The sequence below is a fragment of the Bacillus daqingensis genome (genome assembly GCF_042654445.1).
Taxonomy (GTDB): domain Bacteria; phylum Bacillota; class Bacilli; order Bacillales; family Salisediminibacteriaceae; genus Alkalicoccus; species Alkalicoccus luteus.
This window is the reverse complement of the sequence record NZ_JBHSGK010000003.1, coordinates 628945-648486: the sequence shown is the minus strand read 5'-3', so window position 1 is coordinate 648486 and position 19542 is coordinate 628945. Positions and strand designations below refer to the sequence as shown.

The 19542-nt window shown below is 47.4% G+C and carries 17 protein-coding genes; 15 read left to right on the top strand and 2 right to left on the bottom strand.

Translation table 11 applies throughout. From position 1 onward, the window contains the following. The first annotated feature begins 78 nt into the window (after positions 1-78). The 6 genes from ACFO4L_RS04440 to pgmB all read left to right on the top strand — a co-directional run bounded on the left by ACFO4L_RS04440 (position 79) and on the right by pgmB (position 4673). Positions 79-951, top strand: a complete 873-nt coding sequence (locus tag ACFO4L_RS04440; RefSeq protein WP_377908469.1) for a DegV family protein — start codon at positions 79-81, stop codon at positions 949-951. 62 nt (positions 952-1013) lie between these two features. After that, positions 1014-1868: a patatin-like phospholipase family protein gene (locus ACFO4L_RS04435; RefSeq protein ID WP_377908468.1), complete on the top strand. Its 855-nt coding sequence runs from the start codon at positions 1014-1016 to the stop codon at positions 1866-1868. Between the two features lie 122 nt (positions 1869-1990). Continuing rightward, complete coding sequence (locus ACFO4L_RS04430; protein ID WP_377908467.1) at positions 1991-3205, top strand: MFS transporter; 1215 nt, start codon at positions 1991-1993, stop codon at positions 3203-3205. Next, entirely contained in the window at positions 3195-3365 is a 171-nt protein-coding gene (locus tag ACFO4L_RS04425) for a hypothetical protein (protein WP_377908466.1), read from the top strand. The genes ACFO4L_RS04430 and ACFO4L_RS04425 overlap by 11 nt, the downstream gene beginning before the upstream one ends. 83 nt (positions 3366-3448) lie before the next feature. Next, positions 3449-3994 (top strand): DUF420 domain-containing protein, encoded by a 546-nt coding sequence (locus ACFO4L_RS04420; protein WP_377908465.1) that lies wholly within the window; start codon positions 3449-3451, stop codon positions 3992-3994. Between the two features lie 10 nt (positions 3995-4004). Continuing rightward, on the top strand, positions 4005-4673 hold the full coding sequence (gene pgmB, locus ACFO4L_RS04415; RefSeq protein WP_377908464.1) for a beta-phosphoglucomutase: 669 nt from the start codon (positions 4005-4007) through the stop codon (positions 4671-4673). A gap of 136 nt (positions 4674-4809) precedes the next feature. Here pgmB and acsA read toward each other — a convergent pair whose 3' ends face one another. Beyond that, a complete protein-coding gene (gene acsA / locus ACFO4L_RS04410; protein ID WP_377908463.1) occupies positions 4810-6528 on the bottom strand; it encodes an acetate--CoA ligase in 1719 nt (572 codons plus the stop codon). A gap of 195 nt (positions 6529-6723) precedes the next feature. Between acsA and fumC the strand changes: the two genes are divergently transcribed. From fumC to msrB, 4 genes are all read left to right on the top strand, one after another. Then, positions 6724-8112: a class II fumarate hydratase gene (gene fumC, locus ACFO4L_RS04405; RefSeq protein ID WP_377908462.1), complete on the top strand. Its 1389-nt coding sequence runs from the start codon at positions 6724-6726 to the stop codon at positions 8110-8112. After that, positions 8112-9026: a dipeptidase gene (locus tag ACFO4L_RS04400; protein ID WP_377908461.1), complete on the top strand. Its 915-nt coding sequence runs from the start codon at positions 8112-8114 to the stop codon at positions 9024-9026. Before fumC ends, ACFO4L_RS04400 begins: the two co-directional genes overlap by 1 nt. A gap of 157 nt (positions 9027-9183) precedes the next feature. Beyond that, positions 9184-9711 carry a peptide-methionine (S)-S-oxide reductase MsrA gene (gene msrA / locus ACFO4L_RS04395; RefSeq protein ID WP_377908460.1) on the top strand — a complete coding sequence of 176 codons (528 nt, stop codon included), beginning with the start codon at positions 9184-9186 and terminating at the stop codon, positions 9709-9711. Then, complete coding sequence (msrB, locus tag ACFO4L_RS04390; RefSeq protein ID WP_377908459.1) at positions 9708-10145, top strand: peptide-methionine (R)-S-oxide reductase MsrB; 438 nt, start codon at positions 9708-9710, stop codon at positions 10143-10145. Before msrA ends, msrB begins: the two co-directional genes overlap by 4 nt. A gap of 100 nt (positions 10146-10245) precedes the next feature. Here msrB and ACFO4L_RS04385 read toward each other — a convergent pair whose 3' ends face one another. Beyond that, the gene (locus ACFO4L_RS04385; RefSeq protein ID WP_377908457.1) at positions 10246-11940 is read right to left on the bottom strand and encodes an ABC-ATPase domain-containing protein; all 1695 of its coding nucleotides are present in this window, start codon (positions 11938-11940) and stop codon (positions 10246-10248) included. Positions 11941-12110: 170 nt separating this feature from the next. Here ACFO4L_RS04385 and ACFO4L_RS04380 point away from each other — a divergent pair, with 170 nt between their 5' ends. The 5 genes from ACFO4L_RS04380 to odhB all read left to right on the top strand — a co-directional run bounded on the left by ACFO4L_RS04380 (position 12111) and on the right by odhB (position 19443). Next, entirely contained in the window at positions 12111-13319 is a 1209-nt protein-coding gene (locus ACFO4L_RS04380; protein WP_377908456.1) for an alpha/beta hydrolase, read from the top strand. Continuing rightward, on the top strand, positions 13307-13825 hold the full coding sequence (locus tag ACFO4L_RS04375) for a hypothetical protein (RefSeq protein ID WP_377908455.1): 519 nt from the start codon (positions 13307-13309) through the stop codon (positions 13823-13825). Before ACFO4L_RS04380 ends, ACFO4L_RS04375 begins: the two co-directional genes overlap by 13 nt. 17 nt (positions 13826-13842) lie before the next feature. After that, positions 13843-15000, top strand: a complete 1158-nt coding sequence (locus ACFO4L_RS04370) for an aminotransferase class I/II-fold pyridoxal phosphate-dependent enzyme (protein WP_377908454.1) — start codon at positions 13843-13845, stop codon at positions 14998-15000. Between the two features lie 331 nt (positions 15001-15331). Further along, complete coding sequence (locus ACFO4L_RS04365) at positions 15332-18178, top strand: 2-oxoglutarate dehydrogenase E1 component (protein WP_377908453.1); 2847 nt, start codon at positions 15332-15334, stop codon at positions 18176-18178. Next, entirely contained in the window at positions 18178-19443 is a 1266-nt protein-coding gene (odhB, locus tag ACFO4L_RS04360) for a 2-oxoglutarate dehydrogenase complex dihydrolipoyllysine-residue succinyltransferase (protein ID WP_377908452.1), read from the top strand. The genes ACFO4L_RS04365 and odhB overlap by 1 nt, the downstream gene beginning before the upstream one ends. The last annotated feature ends 99 nt before the right edge of the window (positions 19444-19542 follow it).

Genomic DNA, 19542 nt, shown 5'->3' with positions numbered 1-19542 from the left:
GATATGTCATTACTTAACAGCAACAAGAATATATAGTATCCTTTAACGAGACAGAGAAAGGGAGAAAGGGGAATAGATATGACTAAAGTAAAGATTGTGACAGACTCGACAGTTGATTTGCCTGCTGATGAAATGAAAACGCTCTCGGTGACAGTTGTCCCGCTTACAGTAACGATTGATGGTAAATCGTATCAGGACGGGGTTGATATCACGGCTAAAGAGTTTCTGCAAAAGCTGAAGCAGTCCGATGACATACCTAAAAGCTCTCAACCTGCAGCTGGAGAATTTAAGCGTATATATGATGAACTTGGGGCAGACGGCAGCGAAGTTATTTCAATACATATGTCCTCAGGTATGTCAGGTACTTATCAGAGCGCGGTTCAAGCAGCTGAAATGACAAATACAACCGTTCATACAGTTGACTCTGCATTTATTTCGATCGCCTTAAGCTTTCAGGTGAAAGAAGCGGCAGAACTGGCTGAAAAAGAGAATGGGGTAGAGGAAATTCTGGACCGGCTGGAACAGGTCCGCAAACGGACTTCCCTTTACATTATGGTAGATACACTTGAATATTTAGTTAAAGGCGGACGAATCGGCAGGGGAAGAGCGCTGGTAGGATCTCTTCTAAAAATTAAGCCGATTGCTTCCCTGCAGGACGGTGTTTACACGCCAGTATCAAAAGTGAGAACCTACAGTCAAATGATTAAACAGATGAAACAGCAGCTGGAACAAGACTGTCAACATGCGTCGATTAAAGGAATTGGCATTGCTCAGGCAGGAGCGGAGAAGCTTGCAGGGGACCTGAAGCAGTCGTTATCCGGACTGGATGTGCCGGAGTCGTTTCCGATTGTCGATACGACACCGATCATCAGTACGCATACTGGACCTGGAGCGCTGGCGTTAATGTATTACACGGAAGAACGGTCTGGTCATGAAGAGGACAGCCGCTAGTTGCAGGTTTCCATGAACTTCGATACAATACTATAAAATGCCAGCAGAAGGGAGATGAAAACGTGAATCAGACGGGATTAGTGCTCGAAGGCGGCGGGATGCGAGGCGTCTTTACGAGCGGAGTACTTGAATACCTGCTTGAATCAAATATTCAGCTGCCTTTTATCGTAGGTGTTTCTGCTGGTGCTTGCAATGCGGCTTCTTACATATCGGGCCAGCCCGGCAGGAACAGAGAAGTCACGATTGGCTACGCGGACCATCCGGAATACATTTCCTTTAAGCGGCTTCTGCGCCAGGGCGAATTGTTCAATATGGATTTAATCTTCGATACGATTCCAAATATCGAACAACCGTTTCACTATCAGCAGTTTTTTTCATCGCCCCAGCGGTTTTATGTTGGCGTCACGGACTGTATAACTGGTGAAACCATTTACTATGAGAAGTCGGAGGCAGGGCGTAATTTTAATTTGCTGCTGCGTGCTTCCTCATCCCTGCCGCTCGTGGCAAAACCGGTGCCGTTTGAAGGGCGCATGCTGATGGACGGCGGAATCAGTGATCCAATTCCGCTGCAAAAATCGCTTGAGGCAGGAAACAAAAAGCATATTGTTGTGCTGACGCAGTCAGCAGGCTATCGCAAACAGCCTGCTAAGCGGGGAATGTGGTACTTCAGACGAAAATACAGAGAGTTTCCCGGACTGATCCAAATTGTCGAAAACAGGTATCGCTGCTATAATGATCAGCTTGACCAAGTGCAGCAAATGGAGCAGGACGGTACAGCCTTTGTTATAAGACCGGAAAATCTCAGCAGCGTGACGAGAACGGACCGAAATAAAAAGCGGCTGGAAAAGCTGTATCGCCATGGATATGACTTAATGCACCAACGGGAGACGGAACTGAAGCAGTTCTTGGAAAATTAACGGCGGAGGCCGTTTTTTTTCGTTATATATTACGTGACACGAAATAATGTGTATACTAGCGTTACGGGCTTCTGTTTACAGACGTCCTACTATTCGTATTGCTTCATGAAGGAAGGTTCCAAATGAACCAGTTGAATAAAAATCTAGTAGTTATGTGGACAGCTAACTTTTTCATTGCTGCCAGTGCAACGATGGTTCTTCCGTTTCTGGCACTCTATTTAGAGACATTCGGAACCTATTCCGATGCATTTGTTCAGCGCTGGGCCGGATTTATCTTCGGCATTACATTTCTCATTGCATTTTTTGTTTCTCCTCTATGGGGACGCTTTGGTGATCGATTTGGCAGGAAGCCAATTCTGGTCATGACCGGCTTAGGAGTCGCCGGATCGCTGTTTTTAATGGGCTATGTTTCCAGTGTTTGGGAACTATTTTTGCTGAGGGCGTTTATGGGATTGGTGACCGGCTTTATCCCTACTTCGATGGCGCTGATTTCAGCTCAGACAAATCGCGAGGAAGCCGGAAAGGTGCTGGGGACGCTTCAGATGGGAACAGTATCAGGCAGTCTATTTGGGCCTGTAATAGGGGGACTGCTTGCGGACTCGGTCGGTTTTTCGTATACATTCATCATTACCTCCATCGTCATTGCCTGTGCGACGCTGCTCGTATTGGGCGGTGTACACGAACAAAAAGCACCCGAAAAAAGTGCGAAATACCAGTCCATGAGTATGCTTGATGTGATTAAAATGATCTTAAGAAGCCGAATGCTCGTTATGGTCATGGTGCTGTCGTTCGCGGTTCAAACGGCTAATTTCAGCATTCAGCCTCAGCTTGCACTTTATGTAAGCATGTTTACCGAGCCTGAAAACGCCGCTCTTCTCGGTGGGCTGGCTTTCTCTGTAACAGGTCTTGGGAACCTGATCGCTTCACGAGTATGGGGTATACAAGGGGATCGATTTGGTCACGATAAAATTCTGCTGATTTGTCTTATCGCGGCCGCCGTAACGTTTCTCCCTCAGGCATTTATCACAGACCTGTGGCAGCTGATTGTCTTAAGGTTTTTATTTGGGATTGCAATAGGTGGCATTATCCCATGTGTGACTGCCTACATTCGGCAGGCTGCGCCGCTTGAGCTGCAGGGAGAAGTGCTTGGATACAATCAAAGTTTTCGTTTTCTCGGAAATGTAGCTGGACCTGTTATCGGCGGCCTGGCAGCGGGTACATTTGGTATTACATCTGTTTTTTATCTTTCCTCAGGGCTTATGGGGGGCATGGCCGTTTTATTCTATGTTATGTATATAGTGGATCAATCAAAAAGGAGGCGTCGTCGTGCTTCTTAGCTTAAAAGAAAAAAAGCTTCTGCTTAAACTGATCGCAAAAGAGCAGCGAAAAGTGTTTGGTAAGGAAGCGAATAAAGAAGAGTTAAAATCGCTGGAAGAAAAAATCCGGCAAAGTATGCGAAATGAGAAAATGAACGAAACAAAACCTGAAAAACTTTAATTGTTCCTACGGCTGGGCCTGCGGTATACTGATGAAGGAGTATGCCGCAGGCCCAGCGGCGAGTACAATGGAGGACACATACAGTGAAAAAGCTATGGGAAACATTAAAAAAACATCATATCCGCACCGTGATCATTATTACGATCATTGTCAACGTACTGATTGTTGCACTATCCGCCATGCCTGGCTATGCAGGAACACTGCCGGTATGGGTCCAGGGGCTTCCGCTTCTGAATGCTGTGTTAAATTCGTTTACATTTGTATTTTTACTTAGTGCCCTGCTCGCCATACTTAAACGGAAAATAACGCTTCATCAGCGATTTATTTACGCTGCATTTTCTACAACATCCGTCTTTCTCGTTTCCTACGTTATTTTCCATTTTATGGCGGAGTCCACGCCTTATGGAGGCGATGGACTGCTTGCAGGAATTTATTATTTTATTTTAATTACACACATTATTTTGGCAGCCGTTATTGTACCTCTTGCTTTAATGAGCTTTTTTACGGGTATAAAGGACATGAGGGCGGTCCATCGCAAATGGGTCCGCTGGACAATGCCGCTCTGGCTTTACGTAAGCTTCACGGGAGTCGTTGTCTACGTCATGATTTCCCCATACTACTCATTCTAGGAGGCTATTTATGAAGCAGATTGAAGCAGTTATTTTTGATCTTGATGGTGTACTGATTGACACTGCCGAGCATCATTACGAAGCTTGGAGAAACCTTGCAACGGACATGGGGTTCGAGTTTAAACGCGAAGATAATGAACGGTTGAAAGGGGTCAGCCGGGAGGAATCTCTGCGAATTCTATTGGAAACCGGTGGAGTAGAGAAGTCTGAGGCAGAAAAGCAGGAACTTGCTGCGAAAAAGAACGAAGCCTATTTAAAGTCGATTCAAGGATTGACGGAAGAAGATTTGCTTCCCGGCGTCCGCGGGTTTTTGAGAGAGCTGCAAACCTTTAAGGTCCCTTTTGCTTTAGGTTCCGCTAGCCGGAACGCATCTGTTATTCTTGACGGAACCGGAATTGGTTCTATGTTTACAGCAGTTGTCGACGGGAATGATCTGCAAAAAGCGAAGCCGGACCCGGAAGTGTTTTTGAAGGGTGCTGAAAAAATGGGCGTTGCACCAGAATCGTGTGTCGTATTTGAGGATGCACAAGCTGGAATTGATGCCGCCCGTGCAGCTGGCATGAGAGTGGTGGCAGTAGGGTCACCCGAATTGCTGTCAGGAGCGGATTTTTACACATCTAATCTGAAAGACATCACGTTTGCAGGACTAAAACGGGAGCTGGGAGTGCCCTCTAAGTGATGCTAGTTACGTACGCAAAGCCGGCAGCTGAAGAACAGCTGCCGGCTCATTTCTGCTTTCAGGATTATGTAGGAGTTTAACGTTTAAAATCAGCTGAAACCCGCCAATTGAGGCGGGTTTCAGCTTATGCGTTTCCTTAATTGTCATCCATTGTAGAGAGGTCGCCTGTCGGTTCGTCAAGCTCCCAGGCCTTTAAGACCCGTCGCATGATTTTACCGCTGCGCGTTTTTGGAAGCTTATCCTTAAACTCGATCTCACGTGGGACTGCATGAGCAGCAAGTTCCGTTTTAATAAATTTTCGGATTTCTTCCTTTAGTTCATCTGATTCTTCTTCACCGGATCGCAGCGCTATAAACGCTTTAATGATATGTCCGCGAATTTCATCGGGCTTTCCGATTACGCCGGCCTCCGCAACAGCAGGGTGCTCTACAAGTTTACTTTCGATTTCAAATGGTCCTACTCGCTCACCCGCTGTCATTATGACATCATCGTTACGGCCCTGAAACCAGAAGTAACCGTCTTCATCGCGGTAAGCTGTATCACCGGATACGTACCAGCCCTCAATAGCAAAATATTCATTAAATTTCGGTTCATTGTTCCAAATTTTTCGCATTTGAGAAGGCCATCCGGCTTTAATCGCGAGGTTGCCCATTTCATTTGGCGGCAGTTCATTGCCGTGGTCATCGATGATCGCAGCATCTACACCAGGAATCGGCCGGCCCATTGAACCAGGTTTGATTGGTTCGGATGGGTAGTTGCAAATCAGCATCGCTCCTGTTTCTGTCATCCACCATGTGTCGTGAATGCGGTGCTGGAACACATCCCATCCCCAGCGGACAACTTCAGGGTTTAGCGGCTCACCGACGCTTAAAATGTGCCTCAGCGAGCTGAGATCATGTTTTTCGAGCGTTTCTTTAGGAGCTGCCATCAGCATCCGGAAGGCAGTAGGAGCGCTGTACCAGACCGTTACTTTATATTTATCGATCGTACCGTACCAGTCATCTGGAGAAAAACGGCCGCCACGGACAACGTTAGTCGCTCCGTTAAGCCATGGGCCGAATATCCCGTAGGAGGTGCCTGTCACCCAGCCAGGGTCGGCAGTACACCAGTAAACATCGTCCTCCCGAAGGTCTAGTACCCACTTCGCTGTTTGATAATGCTGCAGCATCGCGTGGTGTACGTGATAAACGCCTTTTGGTTTGCCAGTTGAGCCTGACGTATAGTGCAGAATAAATCCATCTTCAAGGTCGACCCATTCCAACGCGCTGTCATCCGTTGAAGCCGCTTTCATTTTTTCGTCGAGTGAAACAAATTTATCTCCAGCAGGCAGGTCCTGATCGCCGGCTACGAGGATATGTTTTAATGCGGGCAAGTCCTCGTGCGGAATGCGGGAGACCAAATCCGGAGTCGTCACAATCGTCGTCGCTTCGCTGTCCTCAAGACGGGCGCGAACAGCGTCCTGCATAAATGCCTCAAATAGAGGACCAACCACTGCACCGACTTTGATTGCACCCAGAAGAACAAAATACAGCTCTGGTGAGCGGGGCATAAAAATAAATACCCGTTCGCCTTTTTCGACACCCATTTCTTTAAACATATGCGCAGCCTGGTTCGTTTTCTCCTTCATATCCTGAAACGTGTAGCGTTCGTCCCGGTTCGCATCTGAATAAAGAAGAGCCGTCTTGTTGCCTCGCCCTTCGTCTACGTGCCGGTCAATGGTTTCATAAGCAATATTAACCTTACCTGTCCTGTGCCAGGAGAATGCTTCTTTCGTTTGCTCCCAGTCAAAGGATTCTCGCATTTTCTCGTAGTCTTCAAGCTGGTATGTACCTTGTTGCGCTTCTAGAACTTCCATGCGGACACCTCCAGTAAATGTTAATACTTACATAGCCATCATAACGATATCATTCAGAAAATTCAATCGTTACCATTGTTTTTTCTTTCCAAAAGACGGTGCTGTCTTGATTTTACAAGCAAAAATAGGTAACGTTAAAGATGGATTTTATCCATTGTAAGTGTTTACATATTATGTCTCGGGAGGCGTTAGAACGTGGAATTCAGGACAGAGAAGGATACATTAGGCGAAATCCAGGTGCCAGCTGACAAGTGGTGGGGTGCCCAGACGCAGCGAAGTACAGAAAACTTTAAAATCGGTGCAGAAACAATGCCGCGTGAAATTACAGATGCATTTTCCGTATTGAAAGAAGCTTGCGCTGCGGCCAACGCAGATCTGGGCAACATGGAGGCTGAAAAAGCAGACATGATTCAGACCGTCTGCCAGGAACTGCGCGAAGCTAAAAACTATGACCATTTTCCACTCGTTGTGTGGCAGACGGGAAGCGGAACGCAGTCCAACATGAATATGAATGAAGTAGTTGCTTTCCGCAGCAACGAAAAATTCCGCGAGGGCGGTTCTGAGTTATCCATCCACCCTAACGATGATGTAAACAAGTCACAAAGTTCCAACGATACATTTCCGACTGCCATGCATATCGCAGCTTTACAGGAAGTGCATGCCAGACTGCTCCCAGCTGTTAAGCAGCTCAGAACCACCCTTCAAAAGAAAGCAGAGCAGTTTGACGATGTGATTAAAATTGGGCGCACGCATCTTCAGGATGCGACACCATTGACGCTTGGGCAAGAAATGAGCGGATGGGTGCATATGCTGGACAAATCAGAGGAAATGATTCAACAGTCTGCAGAGCAGCTTCGCCACCTTGCTATTGGCGGAACAGCCGTCGGTACAGGAATTAATGCCCATCCGGAGTTCGGAAAACGGACGGCCGACCATATTTCCAGAATTACAGGTGTGACCTTCCATTCGTCTGAGAACAAATTTCATGCATTAACCAGTCACGATGAGATCGTGTACGCACATGGGGCGGTAAAAGCTCTGGCTGCAGACCTGATGAAAATTGCAAACGATGTACGCTGGCTGGCAAGCGGCCCCCGTTCAGGCATTGGGGAGATTACGATCCCTGCTAATGAACCAGGCAGTTCCATTATGCCGGGCAAAGTAAATCCAACACAGTCTGAAGCACTTACGATGGTTGCCGTACAGGTGATGGGGAACGATGCAGCGATTGGATTTGCTGCCAGCCAGGGAAATTTTGAGCTGAACGTCTTTAAACCAGTCATCATTTACAATTTCCTGCAGTCTGTCCGCCTCCTCTCAGACGCTGTTCTTTCCTTTGATGAAAAATGTGCAGCAGGAATTGAAGTGAATGAGGAAATTATCGAAAAGCATGTACGCAATTCTCTTATGCTCGTTACAGCACTGAACCCTCATATCGGATATGAGAAAGCGGCAGAAATTGCGAAAACGGCATTTGCAGATAATAGTACACTGAAAGAAACAGCAGTCAAGCTCGGCTACTTAACTGAAGAACAATTTGATGAATATATTGATCTGGAAAAAATGGTAAGGCCAAAAGCATAATGATTCCAGTGATCGATCTACATTGTGACGCACTGCTGCAGCTTCATACGATGCAGCCGCCTTCATTCGAGAGTAGTCAATTGGCTGCGTCAGGACCGTCATTAATAAGCGGCGGCACGAAAATGCAGCTGTTCGCTATTTTTATTGAACCTGAAACACATAGCGAAACGAAGTTTATCCATGCGTTGGAGCAGGCAGAGCTGTTTCACAGCTGTGTCAGCCAGTATCCGGGCATGAGAGCTGTTCAGCGCTGGGAAGACGTTCACAAGCTGCAGAAGGGCGAGACTGGCGCGCTATTGACGCTTGAAGGCGTGGATGCAATCGGAGGAGACATAGGCAAATTGAGAACGCTGATTCAGCTCGGCCTGCGTTCGTGCGGACTGACTTGGAATGATGCCAACTTAGCTGCCGATGGTGTAGGAGAACCGCGCGGAGGCGGATTAACGCTGTTTGGACAGGAGATCGTCAGTCTGCTGAATGAACATAAGCTCTGGACCGACGTCTCTCATTTATCCAAGCGAGGATTCTTCGATGTGATGAGGGACGCCGAGCTTCCAGTCGCTACGCATTCTAATGCAGATGCTGTTCATGCTCATCCCAGAAATCTGGATGACGAGCAGTTGAAGGCGTTGTTTGAGCGAAAAGGTTTGTGCGGAGTTGTCTACAGTCCCGAATTTATCGGAGGCGGCAAAGAAAAGCTGTTAAAGCATGTCGATCATATGCTCGAAATAGGCGGAGCGGAATGCTTAGCGCTTGGCTCTGATTTTGATGGTTTAACAGAATATCCCGTCGGTTTGGAGAATGCCTCGTGTCAACAGCTGATGGCGAAGCTGCTGGAGCGTGAGTTTGGTAAAGAAACAGCAGAAAATATTTGCTGGAGAAATGCTGAAGCTTATATGCTTCGATCTGTATAAAAGCTGCGGCTGCCTATTCTGGGCAGCCGTTTTTATTAGCTTAAAGAGCCTTTTAAGGATGTGTATCAGGCTCGACTCTAAGAAGACGGAAGCTCAACGCAGATTGCATGCCTTGCAGCTCTGACCATGATAGGATGGAGCAAAGGAGGGGGCGCACATGGAAAAGAAAGCTATATTTGCCGGGGGCTGTTTTTGGTGTATGGTAGAACCATTTGAGACGCAGCCGGGAATCGAAAAAGTGGTCTCCGGCTATACCGGAGGCAGAACAGAAAATCCAACGTATGAAGAAGTATGTTCAGAAACAACTGGCCACTTGGAAGCAGTGGAGATTACGTATGACCCTGAACAATTTTCCTATGAGCGGCTGCTGGAGCTGTTCTGGCAGCAGATTGATCCTACCGATCCGGGAGGTCAGTTTCACGACCGCGGTGAATCGTACACAACCGCTATTTTTTATCATGACGAGGAGCAGAAACAGCTTGCCGAAAAATCAAAGCAGCGTTTGAACGAAAGCAAACTGTTTTCTAAACCGGTCGTCACGTCTATCCGGCCTGCAGAAACGTTTTATGAAGCTGAAACCTATCATCAGCAGTATTACCGGAAACATCCGCTTCATTATAAAATGTATAAAAAAGGAAGCGGAAGGCAGGATTTTCAACTGAAACACTGGAGGGATCAGGCATGAAGCGCGATTTGAAACAAGAGCTCACGGATATGCAGTACAAAGTAACCCAGCAGGATGGTACAGAACCGCCGTTTCAAAATAAGCTCTGGGACTTCTTTGAAGAGGGGTTGTATGTTGATATCGTATCAGGGGAACCACTGTTTTTATCAACAGATAAGTTTCATTCTACTTGCGGCTGGCCGAGCTTTACAAAGCCGGTGAGCGAAGAAGCGGTGGTTGAAAAGACGGATACGACGCATTTCATGGTGAGAACGGAAGTACGGAGCGCCGGTGCGGACTCACATTTAGGCCACGTGTTTCCGGACGGCCCTCCGCCCGGGGGACTGCGTTATTGCATCAATTCGGCCTCACTCCGTTTTATTCCGCTTGATCAACTGGATGACGAGGGATTTGGAGATTATAGGTCAGCTATTGCAGCAGGACGTTCAGAATAACAAACACGGTGCTTTCTGGATGTGGCAGCATGCAGAGTCCGTGGCAGTGATGCAAATGTAAATAAACGCCTGTGCCATTACCGGCACAGGCGTTTATAAGTTATCCATAAAGTGGAATACGATTAAATGCGGCGTAAAGCTCATGTTTTCTCGGCAAGGCGGTATTGCCAGGGTGCTTTGGATAAAAAGGGGAAATTGATTCTAACCCTTCCTGCTCCATCGTTTTGTACAGGCGGTCAATGACAGCGGAGAGGGACTCGCCACTGCGACAATTCTGGACACACCAAATCATCATTTGGGCGAGGGCTTCTGTTTGGGAAGGGGAAACGAGCTGTTCAACGTTGTGTAAATCCACCGTCCCCTTTCCAAACAACAGCGTATTTTTTCCTTTAGCCTGAATTTTCTTTTTTGGGTGCCACCGCTTTTTCATGGCATTCGCGGGAAAAGGTCTGGACGTATTTACCGGGAAACCACGTCCTTCCGGGTGGAAGCGGTCTGCTGGAAAAGACGCGGCAATTGCTTTCGCTTCGTTCGTCCGGTCGAAAGGAACATATTCATCCATTACAATTACATGATCTGCAGGTTCAAAATAATCTCCAGAGCCCCCCAGCACCAGAATGGATGAAATGCCATTCTCTTCATAAAGCGGTCTTATTCGGTCTACGAACGGAGTGATCGGCTCTTTATCCGGACTGACGAGCTGCTGCATTCGGGAATCACGGATCATAAAATTTGTTGCGCTTGTATCTTCGTCAATCAGAAACAGCCGGGAGGAGGCCTGCATTGCTTCTGCTATATTAGCTGCCTGAGACGTACTGCCGCTTGCATCCTCCGTTGAGAAATTAGTAGTTTCTTTATTGCCTGGAAGTGTGTTGATGAAGGCTGATATATCGACATTCCAAACGCTCCGTCTGTCTTCAGCCCTTATTTTTACGGCGGTTTCGTCTGTCCAGACGAGTTCTCGGCCATCTTCTGCTTCATGATTATAAACTCCTCGTTCCAATGCCTGCAGCAGCGTACTTTTTCCATGATAGCCGCCACCGGCTATCAGCGTTACTCCTTTTTTTATAAGCATCCCTCTGACTTTTCCGCGGTGTGGAAGATCAAGCTCTATCGCTTGAGAAGCGGGGCTGATAAATGGCACAGCATGTTTCATGGGCTTGGCAGAGATGCCGGAGGCGCGGGGAAGGATCGAGTCATCCGCAATGAACGCACACCCTCCAAGCGCCGCTAGATGTCTGCGCCCCTCATCCTGATCATCCTGCAGATGAATCGCATCCTGAATCTTTTCTCGCGTAACAGACGAAATAGCGTTGCGTGCGGTTTCCGGGAGCTGCTCAGTGAGTAGCTCTGCAGCTTTTATCCCAAGAATTTTCCGGCCTGAAGCGGGAAGGCCTGTCGACAGTCGAAATTCTACAGCGTCCGGTTGAAACGAAACAGAAGTTCGATCAATTACTTCCGGACCAGGTGCATCAATCATGATCATGCCGCTTTTACCGGTTCCGGATACGGACTTTTGATTTTTGGCTGCATCACTGCAAGCCTTTGAGAACAGATGCTTGAGGCTGATCGTCCTCGAAAGGGTGGAAAAATCCTCTTCCTGCAGTGCTGTCATTTTCAACGGAACCTTTATCCGTACTCGTGAAGGTGCAGCAAATGGGTCTCCCTGCACATAATCAACGGCAAGTTCGATTCCATCAGCTGTTTCGTACGAACCTGCAATCTGCTTAAGCTTCGCATAAGACTGGCGATCCAAATGCTCCAGTTTTTTCTTAAGTTCGTTCATGTGTTTCATACAAGGACCTCCTTTGAAAATGAGGGAAATAGAACCAATACGTTTCTGTCATCCCCTGTGTTTTCTTATTTTCGATCATGTATAATAGAGACAGGCGGGCTAGTCATGAACGAGCCTGAGCATCCACTGGAATACCCTAATGAACTTCACCATAAACGCGGAGGAACAGCATGAAGAAACTTCGGATCATCTGGCAAAACCTTTTTGTCCTCGTTTCTGCAGTCCTGGCATTGTTTTTAGTTTTGACAGCAGCTGCCGTTTTTTTATGGCAGTCAACAGAAGAAGGAAGACTGCCGGCAAAAACAGCAGTCGTTCTCCACGCGATTAATCATAATCTGGTGGATTTGGATATTAATATTAAGCCGCCAAGGATTGTCACCGGCGACAGCCCCGGCGGTACAAGTTTATTAAGAGAGGATTTTTATATCCCGGTACAGGGGGAAGCACAGATTCCTGTCCGCATGTATCGTCCTCAGGGCGAGGGACCGTTTCCTGTCATCATGTATTATCATGGTGGTGCATTTATGGAAGGGTACGGTGGATTGGATACACACGATAATATTCTTCGCTCCCTTGCTTCTAGAACCGACAGCGTCGTAATCGCCCCGGCATACCGGCTCGCGCCGGACCATATTTTTCCCGCTGCTATAGAGGACAGCTACACCGCTCTCCAGTGGGCTTTTGCAAATGCAGAGTCGTTCCGGGGGGACAACAGCACGATTTCAGTTATGGGGGACAGCGCCGGAGGGAACATTGCAACGGTTGTCTCGCAAATGGCGAGAGACCGTGACGGGCCTGATATCGCTTCTCAAGTACTGCTCTATCCATTGACAACGTTTCAGGATATTCCGCTTGCTTCGAGGGATGTGTATGACAGCGGCTATTACCTGCTGTCCCGATCTGTCATGTATAAAGCACGCGATACGTACACGCCGGAAGAATGGATGTGGAACCATCCATATACGTCTCCGCTTCAAGCCGATGATTTAAGCGCTCTGCCTCCTGCTTTGGTACTTACTGCTGAGTTTGATCCGCTGCGGGATGAAGGGGAACAATACGCCCGCAGGCTGAGTGAAGCTGGAGTACCAGTAAAAGCATCGAGATACAGAGGCGTTATGCACGGGTTCGTATCGTTTTATGAAGTGATGCAGACTGGCAGAAACGGACTGCAGGAGGCGTCGGCTTTTTTAAATCAGGCGCATCACGGAGCACTCGTATTCAGAGACCAGTATGAACTGCAGGTCAAACAACCGCCACAAGGGATAGACAGAGTCAGGGAGCAGACCGAAGCTTTTGCTATTGCTGCTTACCTGCTCGGAAGAACAGGGGCGGATCTGCTTACTACACAACATATCAGGGGGCGAACATGGATCGAATAGACAGTCGTTATTTTCGAATGGGAATCCGCATTTTTGCGGTTTCCCTCCTCATATTTGTTCTTATTTACAGCGCCTATTATTTATATGTCTATATGAACTGGGGACTCCGTGAAGGAGTCGGCTATTTATTGCTTTCAGACGGCATTTTTCTGCTGCTCCTGCCAGTCGCAGTGCTGCTTTTCTTTTTGCACTGGGCGGGATGGTGGCTGGCGATGATTGTCTTTACATATTTTTTAACAGCAAAAGTAGTTGGGATCGCTGCTAACTTCTTTTTGCTCCAAGCCGGCTTTATTATAGATCAGGATGGCGGACTGCGATGGGGCATCGAATTATTTTATCTGTTTTTATATGCTGGAATTTTAATTTTTTTAGCATTGAGACCAATTAAATCAGAGTTAGGCGTACACACAGGAAAAATGAAAATTCCTTCTTTTTGGAAAATTTTCCCTCCAGCAGTGCTTTTGTATGCTCTGCAGTTTTATGCGGCGTTTCAATTGATGAATTAGAAAGGTGATAGGTAGTGATGAATCTGCAAATTAACAGGAACGTAGAAGCGATTCAAATTTCCGGAATCCGTCAATTTTTTAACAAAGTTCAACAGGTTCCGGATGCTGTTCAGCTTACGATCGGCCAGCCGGATTTTCCAACTCCAGAGCATATTAAACAAGCTGCAGTGAGGGCGATCGGCGAAAATAAAACGAGCTATACTGCGAACGCAGGGACTATGGCGCTTCGGAAGGCAGCCAGCAGCTGGGTCCATTCCCACTACTCGCTTACATATGAACCTGAGTCTGAAGTGATCGTCACAGCAGGTGCTTCTCAGGCAATCGATACGACTATGAGAACTATTTTACAGCCTGGGGATGAAGTGATTCTGCCAGCTCCGGTTTATCCGGCCTACGAGCCGATTATTCGGCAATGCGGAGCTGTACCCGTTTACGCTGACACGCGCGAAACGGCTTTTAAACTGACACCGGATCATATTAAGCAGCTGTATACTGCTAATACGAAAGCGGTTATGTTGCCTTACCCTTCAAATCCGACTGGAGCGGTACTCACAAGAAGCGAAATGGATCGTTTATATGATGTGCTTCGTGAGAAAGATTGCTTCGTCGTTACCGATGAAATTTACAGTGAACTCACGTTTGACGGACCGCATATTTCAATGGGAGCGTATCCCGGAATGAAAGGAAAAACAATCGTGATTAACGGGTTGAGCAAGTCACATTCCATGACGGGCTGGCGTATTGGTTTTATATTTGCTCCTTCTGAGATAGCGAAGCATCTGCTGAAAGTCCACCAGTATACAATCAGCTGTGCAAGCTCTGTATCTCAGGCTGCCGCGGAGCAGGCTTTAACAAAAGGACTCCGAGATCCTGAAGCGATGAGGGAAGTATATCAGGAGCGGCGCGATTACTTGTTTAACCGACTTCAGGCAATGGGAATGGAAGTACAAAAGCCTGGTGGAGCTTTTTATTTGTTTCCTTCGATTACAGGCTCAGGATTGGACGCAGATGATTTTGCAGAGCGGCTTTTATTTGAAGAAAAAGCGGCAGTAGTGCCGGGAACTGCTTTTTCTGCATGCGGTGATACATTTATTCGGTTGTCCAGTGCTTATGCAATGCCCGAGCTGAGGGAAGCAGCCGACAGGCTGGAGCAATTTTGGAATAAGGTGACGTAAGTATGCAATACTTTCGTCGTTCGGGGGCTTTTAGCGCAAATATGAAGCAAGCGTATGATCGAAACAGTCAGCATTATTACAGCTCGGAAATGATGCTCGCTGATTGTCTTATCCGAATATATGAAGACAAAGAATGAGAGGCTGCAGGTTTTTCATCTATTTATTAATATAGGAAAGAACTGAAACCCTTGTGCATAAAGGGGATATAAATACACAATTTAGGAAACTAACCTTTGAGGATGACCATGAATAATGGTAAAATAAGCTTGTAAACGCTTCACAACTTTACAGCGTCAGGAATACATATTTATTTTCACTGGAGGTAGCAGACATGGGAAGTGATTCAATCAACCACAGTCGTGGATGGACGCAGTTTTATGGTCCGAACCTCGGGTATATGCTGGAGCAGTTTGAACAGTATCAGCAGGACCCGGATGAGGTAGAGGAGGAGCTGCGGCAGTTTTTTAGAAAGTGGGGGGCTTATCGGGAAACGCCTGTTAACGGTCAGTCAGCTGTTCAGCCGGCAGAGGCTGGACCTGAAACTTACTACAAAGCTGTAAACGCGATGAAACTTGCCGAATCAATCCGCAGAAACGGACACTTAATGGCGGATATCGTGCCGGTAAGACTGGACGAGCAGAAAGAGATATTCAGCTATGATGAATTCGACCTGACAGAGGAGGATCTGCGTTCAGTACCGCCGGAGCTGCTCTCTCCACACTACCATGAACAGCTTTCCGACGGACTGGAAGCAGTGGAGCATCTGAAAAAGACGTATACACAAAGGCTTGCTTTCGAATTTAAGCAGGTACATGATATTGATGAACGCCGCTGGCTGTTTCAAAAAGTGGAGTCGGGTGACTATATACCGGACCTCACGAATGATGTTCGAAAGCAGCTGCTGCAGAGGCTGAATCAAGTAGAAGGCTTTGAACACTTTATTCATAAAACATTTAAGGGTCAGAAGCGCTTTTCGATCGAGGGTCTGGACACGATGGTACCGATGCTTGATGAAGCTGTCAGCGAAGCGGTCGCAGACGGTGCAGAAAAAATGATGATTGGAATGGCTCACCGGGGCAGACTCAATGTACTGGCACACGTTCTCGGGAAGCCGTATGAGCTCATCTTCAGTGAATTTCATGATGCACCGAACAAGGATCTAGTGCCTTCAGAAGGATCGGTAGGAATTAACTACGGCTGGACAGGTGATGTAAAGTATCACCTCGGTGCAGATCGAGAGATTCATGAGGAAAAGGCAGATGCGACGATAACACTCGCAAACAACCCGAGCCACCTCGAATTCGTTGATCCAGTTGTGGAAGGACTGACCAGAGCGGCTCAGGACGACCGCTCGAAGCCTGGCAAGCCGGTGCAGGATATGGATAAAGCGATGCCGATCTTAATTCACGGTGATGCAGCATTTCCTGGTCAGGGAATTGTGGCGGAAACGCTGAATCTAAGCAGACTGAACGGCTACGCGACAGGTGGAACGATTCACATTATAGCGAATAACTTAATCGGTTTTACGACAGTCAGCGATGATTCCAGATCAACTACGTATGCGAGTGATCCGGCAAAAGGGTATGAAATCCCCGTTATTCACGTAAATGCGGATGATATTGAAGCGTGTGTGGCTGCAATGCACCTTGCGTATCTGTACCGCAAAGAGTTCCATAAAGATATCGTGATTGACCTGATCGGCTATCGTCGCTACGGACATAACGAAATGGATGAACCGCTGGCAACACAGCCTCAGCTTTACAAAAAGGTAAAGCAGCATCCTACTGTTTATCACATATACGGAGAGCGGCTCGTCGATCAAGGCGTCATGTCGAAAGAGGATTTCGACAGTATGCGGGATGAGTTCCTTGCTGAGCTGACGGAGCACTTTGAAAATATTAAAGGCAATAAGCGTGAACACATTGACGGAGACATGAATCCGCCTGAATATGTGGAGGACAGACTGGAAGGCATCGAAACAGCGGTGCCGGAGGAAGAACTGCGCAAGATCAACGAGGAGCTGCTTGAATATCCGGAAGATTTTAATATCTTCCCAAAGCTCGAAAAAATTCTGAGCCGGCGCACAGAGTCGATGGAGTCTGATGGGAAAATTGACTGGGGCCATGCGGAAACACTTGCATTTGCATCGATTATTACAGATGGCACACCGATCCGTCTGACTGGTCAGGATTCTGAGCGGGGTACGTTCTCTCAGCGTCATCTCGTTCTGCATGATTATGAACAGGAAGGCGTCCACTATCCGCTTCACGCTTTGTCAGATGCGAAAGCCTCCTTCACAGTACACAACAGCCCGCTGTCAGAAGCTGCATGCGTCGGGTTCGAATACGGCTATAACGTACAGTCTCCTGAAACACTCACAATTTGGGAAGCACAGTACGGGGATTTCTCCAACGGCGCCCAGGTTCTATTCGATCAGTTCATTTCGAGCGGAAGAGCAAAGTGGGGCCAGAAATCAGGGCTTGTTCTCCTGCTGCCTCACGGCTATGAGGGACAGGGGCCAGAGCATTCAAGTGGTCGAATGGAGCGATTCCTTACGCTCGCAGCAGAGAATAACTGGCACGTAACGAATTTGACGAGAGCCAGCCAGTATTTCCATCTCCTGCGCAGACAGGCTAAAATGCTGAAAGAAGAAGTGATCAGACCACTCGTTTTAATGGCTCCGAAAAGTCTTCTGCGAAACGAAAATGTTGCCTCTTCTCTCGATACGTTCACAGAGGGAAGTTTCCAGCCGGTTCTCACAGTCGATGGATTGGCTGAAAAAGCGAAAAAAGTAAAGCGGGTCGTATTTGCTTCTGGTAAAGTAGCTGTCGATATGGAAGAGCACCTGGCAGAGCTTGACTCTAAACCGGACTGGCTGCAAATTATTAAAGTCGAGGAGCTGTATCCGTTTCCTCGCAGACAGATTAAAGAAATAATGGATGCCTATGAGAATCTTGATGAAATTATGTGGGTTCAGGAAGAACCTCAAAATATGGGAGCGTGGCACTACATCGCACCGCACCTGCAAAGCTTGACGAACAATGAAATTCCTGTAGAATTCGTCGGCCGCCGCCGCCGTTCCAGTACGGCTGAGGGTGACCCTAAAGTACACAAACTTGAACAAAATCGCATTATTGAAGAAGCAACAAGCCGAGAATCCGAAGGGAGTAATGATTGATGCTGGAAGTAAAGGTACCGGAATTAGCTGAGTCAGTCACGGAAGGAACGGTTGCCGAATGGTTGAAGCAGCCGGGCGATTACGTTGAAAAAGGTGACGACATCGTCGAGCTTGAAACAGATAAAGTAAACGTGGAAATTTCTGCAGAAGAATCCGGAGTGCTGAAGGAGACAAAAGCAGAAGAAGGAGATACAGTAAAAGTAGGCGACACTATTGCGGTGATCGATACCGATGCTTCAGAAGGCAGCGGCTCCGAAGCTCCTTCTGAAACGACAGAGGAAAAGCCGGAACCAAAAGAAGAGAAAAAAGAAGCAGAACAGAAAGACGCGCCAAAAGAAGCGTCCGGATCCTCTGATGAGTCAGAGTCCGATGAGCGCGTGATTGCTTCTCCAGCAGCTCGAAAGTACGCTCGTGAAAAAGGAATTGATCTGCACGCGGTCAGCTCCCGTGATCCGCTTGGACGTGTACGTAAAGAAGATATCGACGCGCATCAGGCTGGAGGAGGCAAAGGGTCAGCTGAAAAGAAAGAAAGCAGCTCCAAAGAATCAGATGAAAATCCACTGAAGCCGGTTAAGCGTGAAAAAATGTCCCGCCGCCGTCAGACAATCGCAAAACGACTGGTGGAAGCACAGCAGACGGCTGCTATGCTGACAACGTTTAACGAAGTGGATATGACGAACCTGCTTGCTCTCCGCAAGCGCTGGAAGGATCGCTTCCAGGAAAACAATGATGTAAAACTAGGATTCATGTCATTTTTCACAAAAGCGGTTATCGGTGCTCTAAAGCAGTATCCTTATGTGAACGCAGAGATTGACGGCGATGAGGTCGTACTGAAAGACTTCTATGATATTGGAGTGGCGGTGTCGACTGACGACGGTCTCGTAGTTCCAGTTGTACGCGATGCAGATCGCCTTGGATTTGCGGGCATTGAAAAGGAAATTGGCTCTTTAGCTACAAAGGCACAAAACAAAAAGCTGAAGCTGGATGACCTCCAGGGCGGAACATTCACCATTACCAATGGCGGTGTGTTTGGGTCCCTCTGGTCAACTCCAATCCTGAATTCACCTCAGGTTGGTATATTGGGCATGCATAAAACACAAATGCGTCCGGTAGCAATCGACAATGAGCGGTTCGAAAACCGTCCGATGATGTATATTGCTCTATCTTACGATCATCGAATTATTGACGGTAAAGATGCTGTAGGCTTCCTTGTAAAAGTAAAAGAATTAATTGAAGATCCAGAACAGCTTCTCCTGGAGGGCTGATTAGACCAATGAGAAACGCCTATTATCGATGGTCGATAATAGGCGTTTTTTTGTAGTGGAGCCAAATACTAATTGTCCAAAGCTTTCAACAGGGTCTCG

What these genes read in the sequence shown, in the direction of transcription:
- ACFO4L_RS04440 (WP_377908469.1), top strand. Translation starts at nt 79, where the DNA reads ATGACTAAAGTAAAGATTGTGACAGACTCGACAGTTGATTTGCCTGCT.
- ACFO4L_RS04430 (WP_377908467.1), top strand. Translation starts at nt 1,991, where the DNA reads ATGAACCAGTTGAATAAAAATCTAGTAGTTATGTGGACAGCTAACTTT.
- pgmB (WP_377908464.1), top strand. Translation starts at nt 4,005, where the DNA reads ATGAAGCAGATTGAAGCAGTTATTTTTGATCTTGATGGTGTACTGATT.
- acsA (WP_377908463.1), bottom strand. Translation starts at nt 6,528, where the DNA reads ATGGAAGTTCTAGAAGCGCAACAAGGTACATACCAGCTTGAAGACTAC.
- ACFO4L_RS04400 (WP_377908461.1), top strand. Translation starts at nt 8,112, where the DNA reads ATGATTCCAGTGATCGATCTACATTGTGACGCACTGCTGCAGCTTCAT.
- msrA (WP_377908460.1), top strand. Translation starts at nt 9,184, where the DNA reads ATGGAAAAGAAAGCTATATTTGCCGGGGGCTGTTTTTGGTGTATGGTA.
- msrB (WP_377908459.1), top strand. Translation starts at nt 9,708, where the DNA reads ATGAAGCGCGATTTGAAACAAGAGCTCACGGATATGCAGTACAAAGTA.
- ACFO4L_RS04385 (WP_377908457.1), bottom strand. Translation starts at nt 11,940, where the DNA reads ATGAAACACATGAACGAACTTAAGAAAAAACTGGAGCATTTGGATCGC.
- ACFO4L_RS04380 (WP_377908456.1), top strand. Translation starts at nt 12,111, where the DNA reads ATGAAGAAACTTCGGATCATCTGGCAAAACCTTTTTGTCCTCGTTTCT.
- ACFO4L_RS04375 (WP_377908455.1), top strand. Translation starts at nt 13,307, where the DNA reads ATGGATCGAATAGACAGTCGTTATTTTCGAATGGGAATCCGCATTTTT.
- ACFO4L_RS04370 (WP_377908454.1), top strand. Translation starts at nt 13,843, where the DNA reads ATGAATCTGCAAATTAACAGGAACGTAGAAGCGATTCAAATTTCCGGA.
- ACFO4L_RS04365 (WP_377908453.1), top strand. Translation starts at nt 15,332, where the DNA reads ATGGGAAGTGATTCAATCAACCACAGTCGTGGATGGACGCAGTTTTAT.
- odhB (WP_377908452.1), top strand. Translation starts at nt 18,178, where the DNA reads ATGCTGGAAGTAAAGGTACCGGAATTAGCTGAGTCAGTCACGGAAGGA.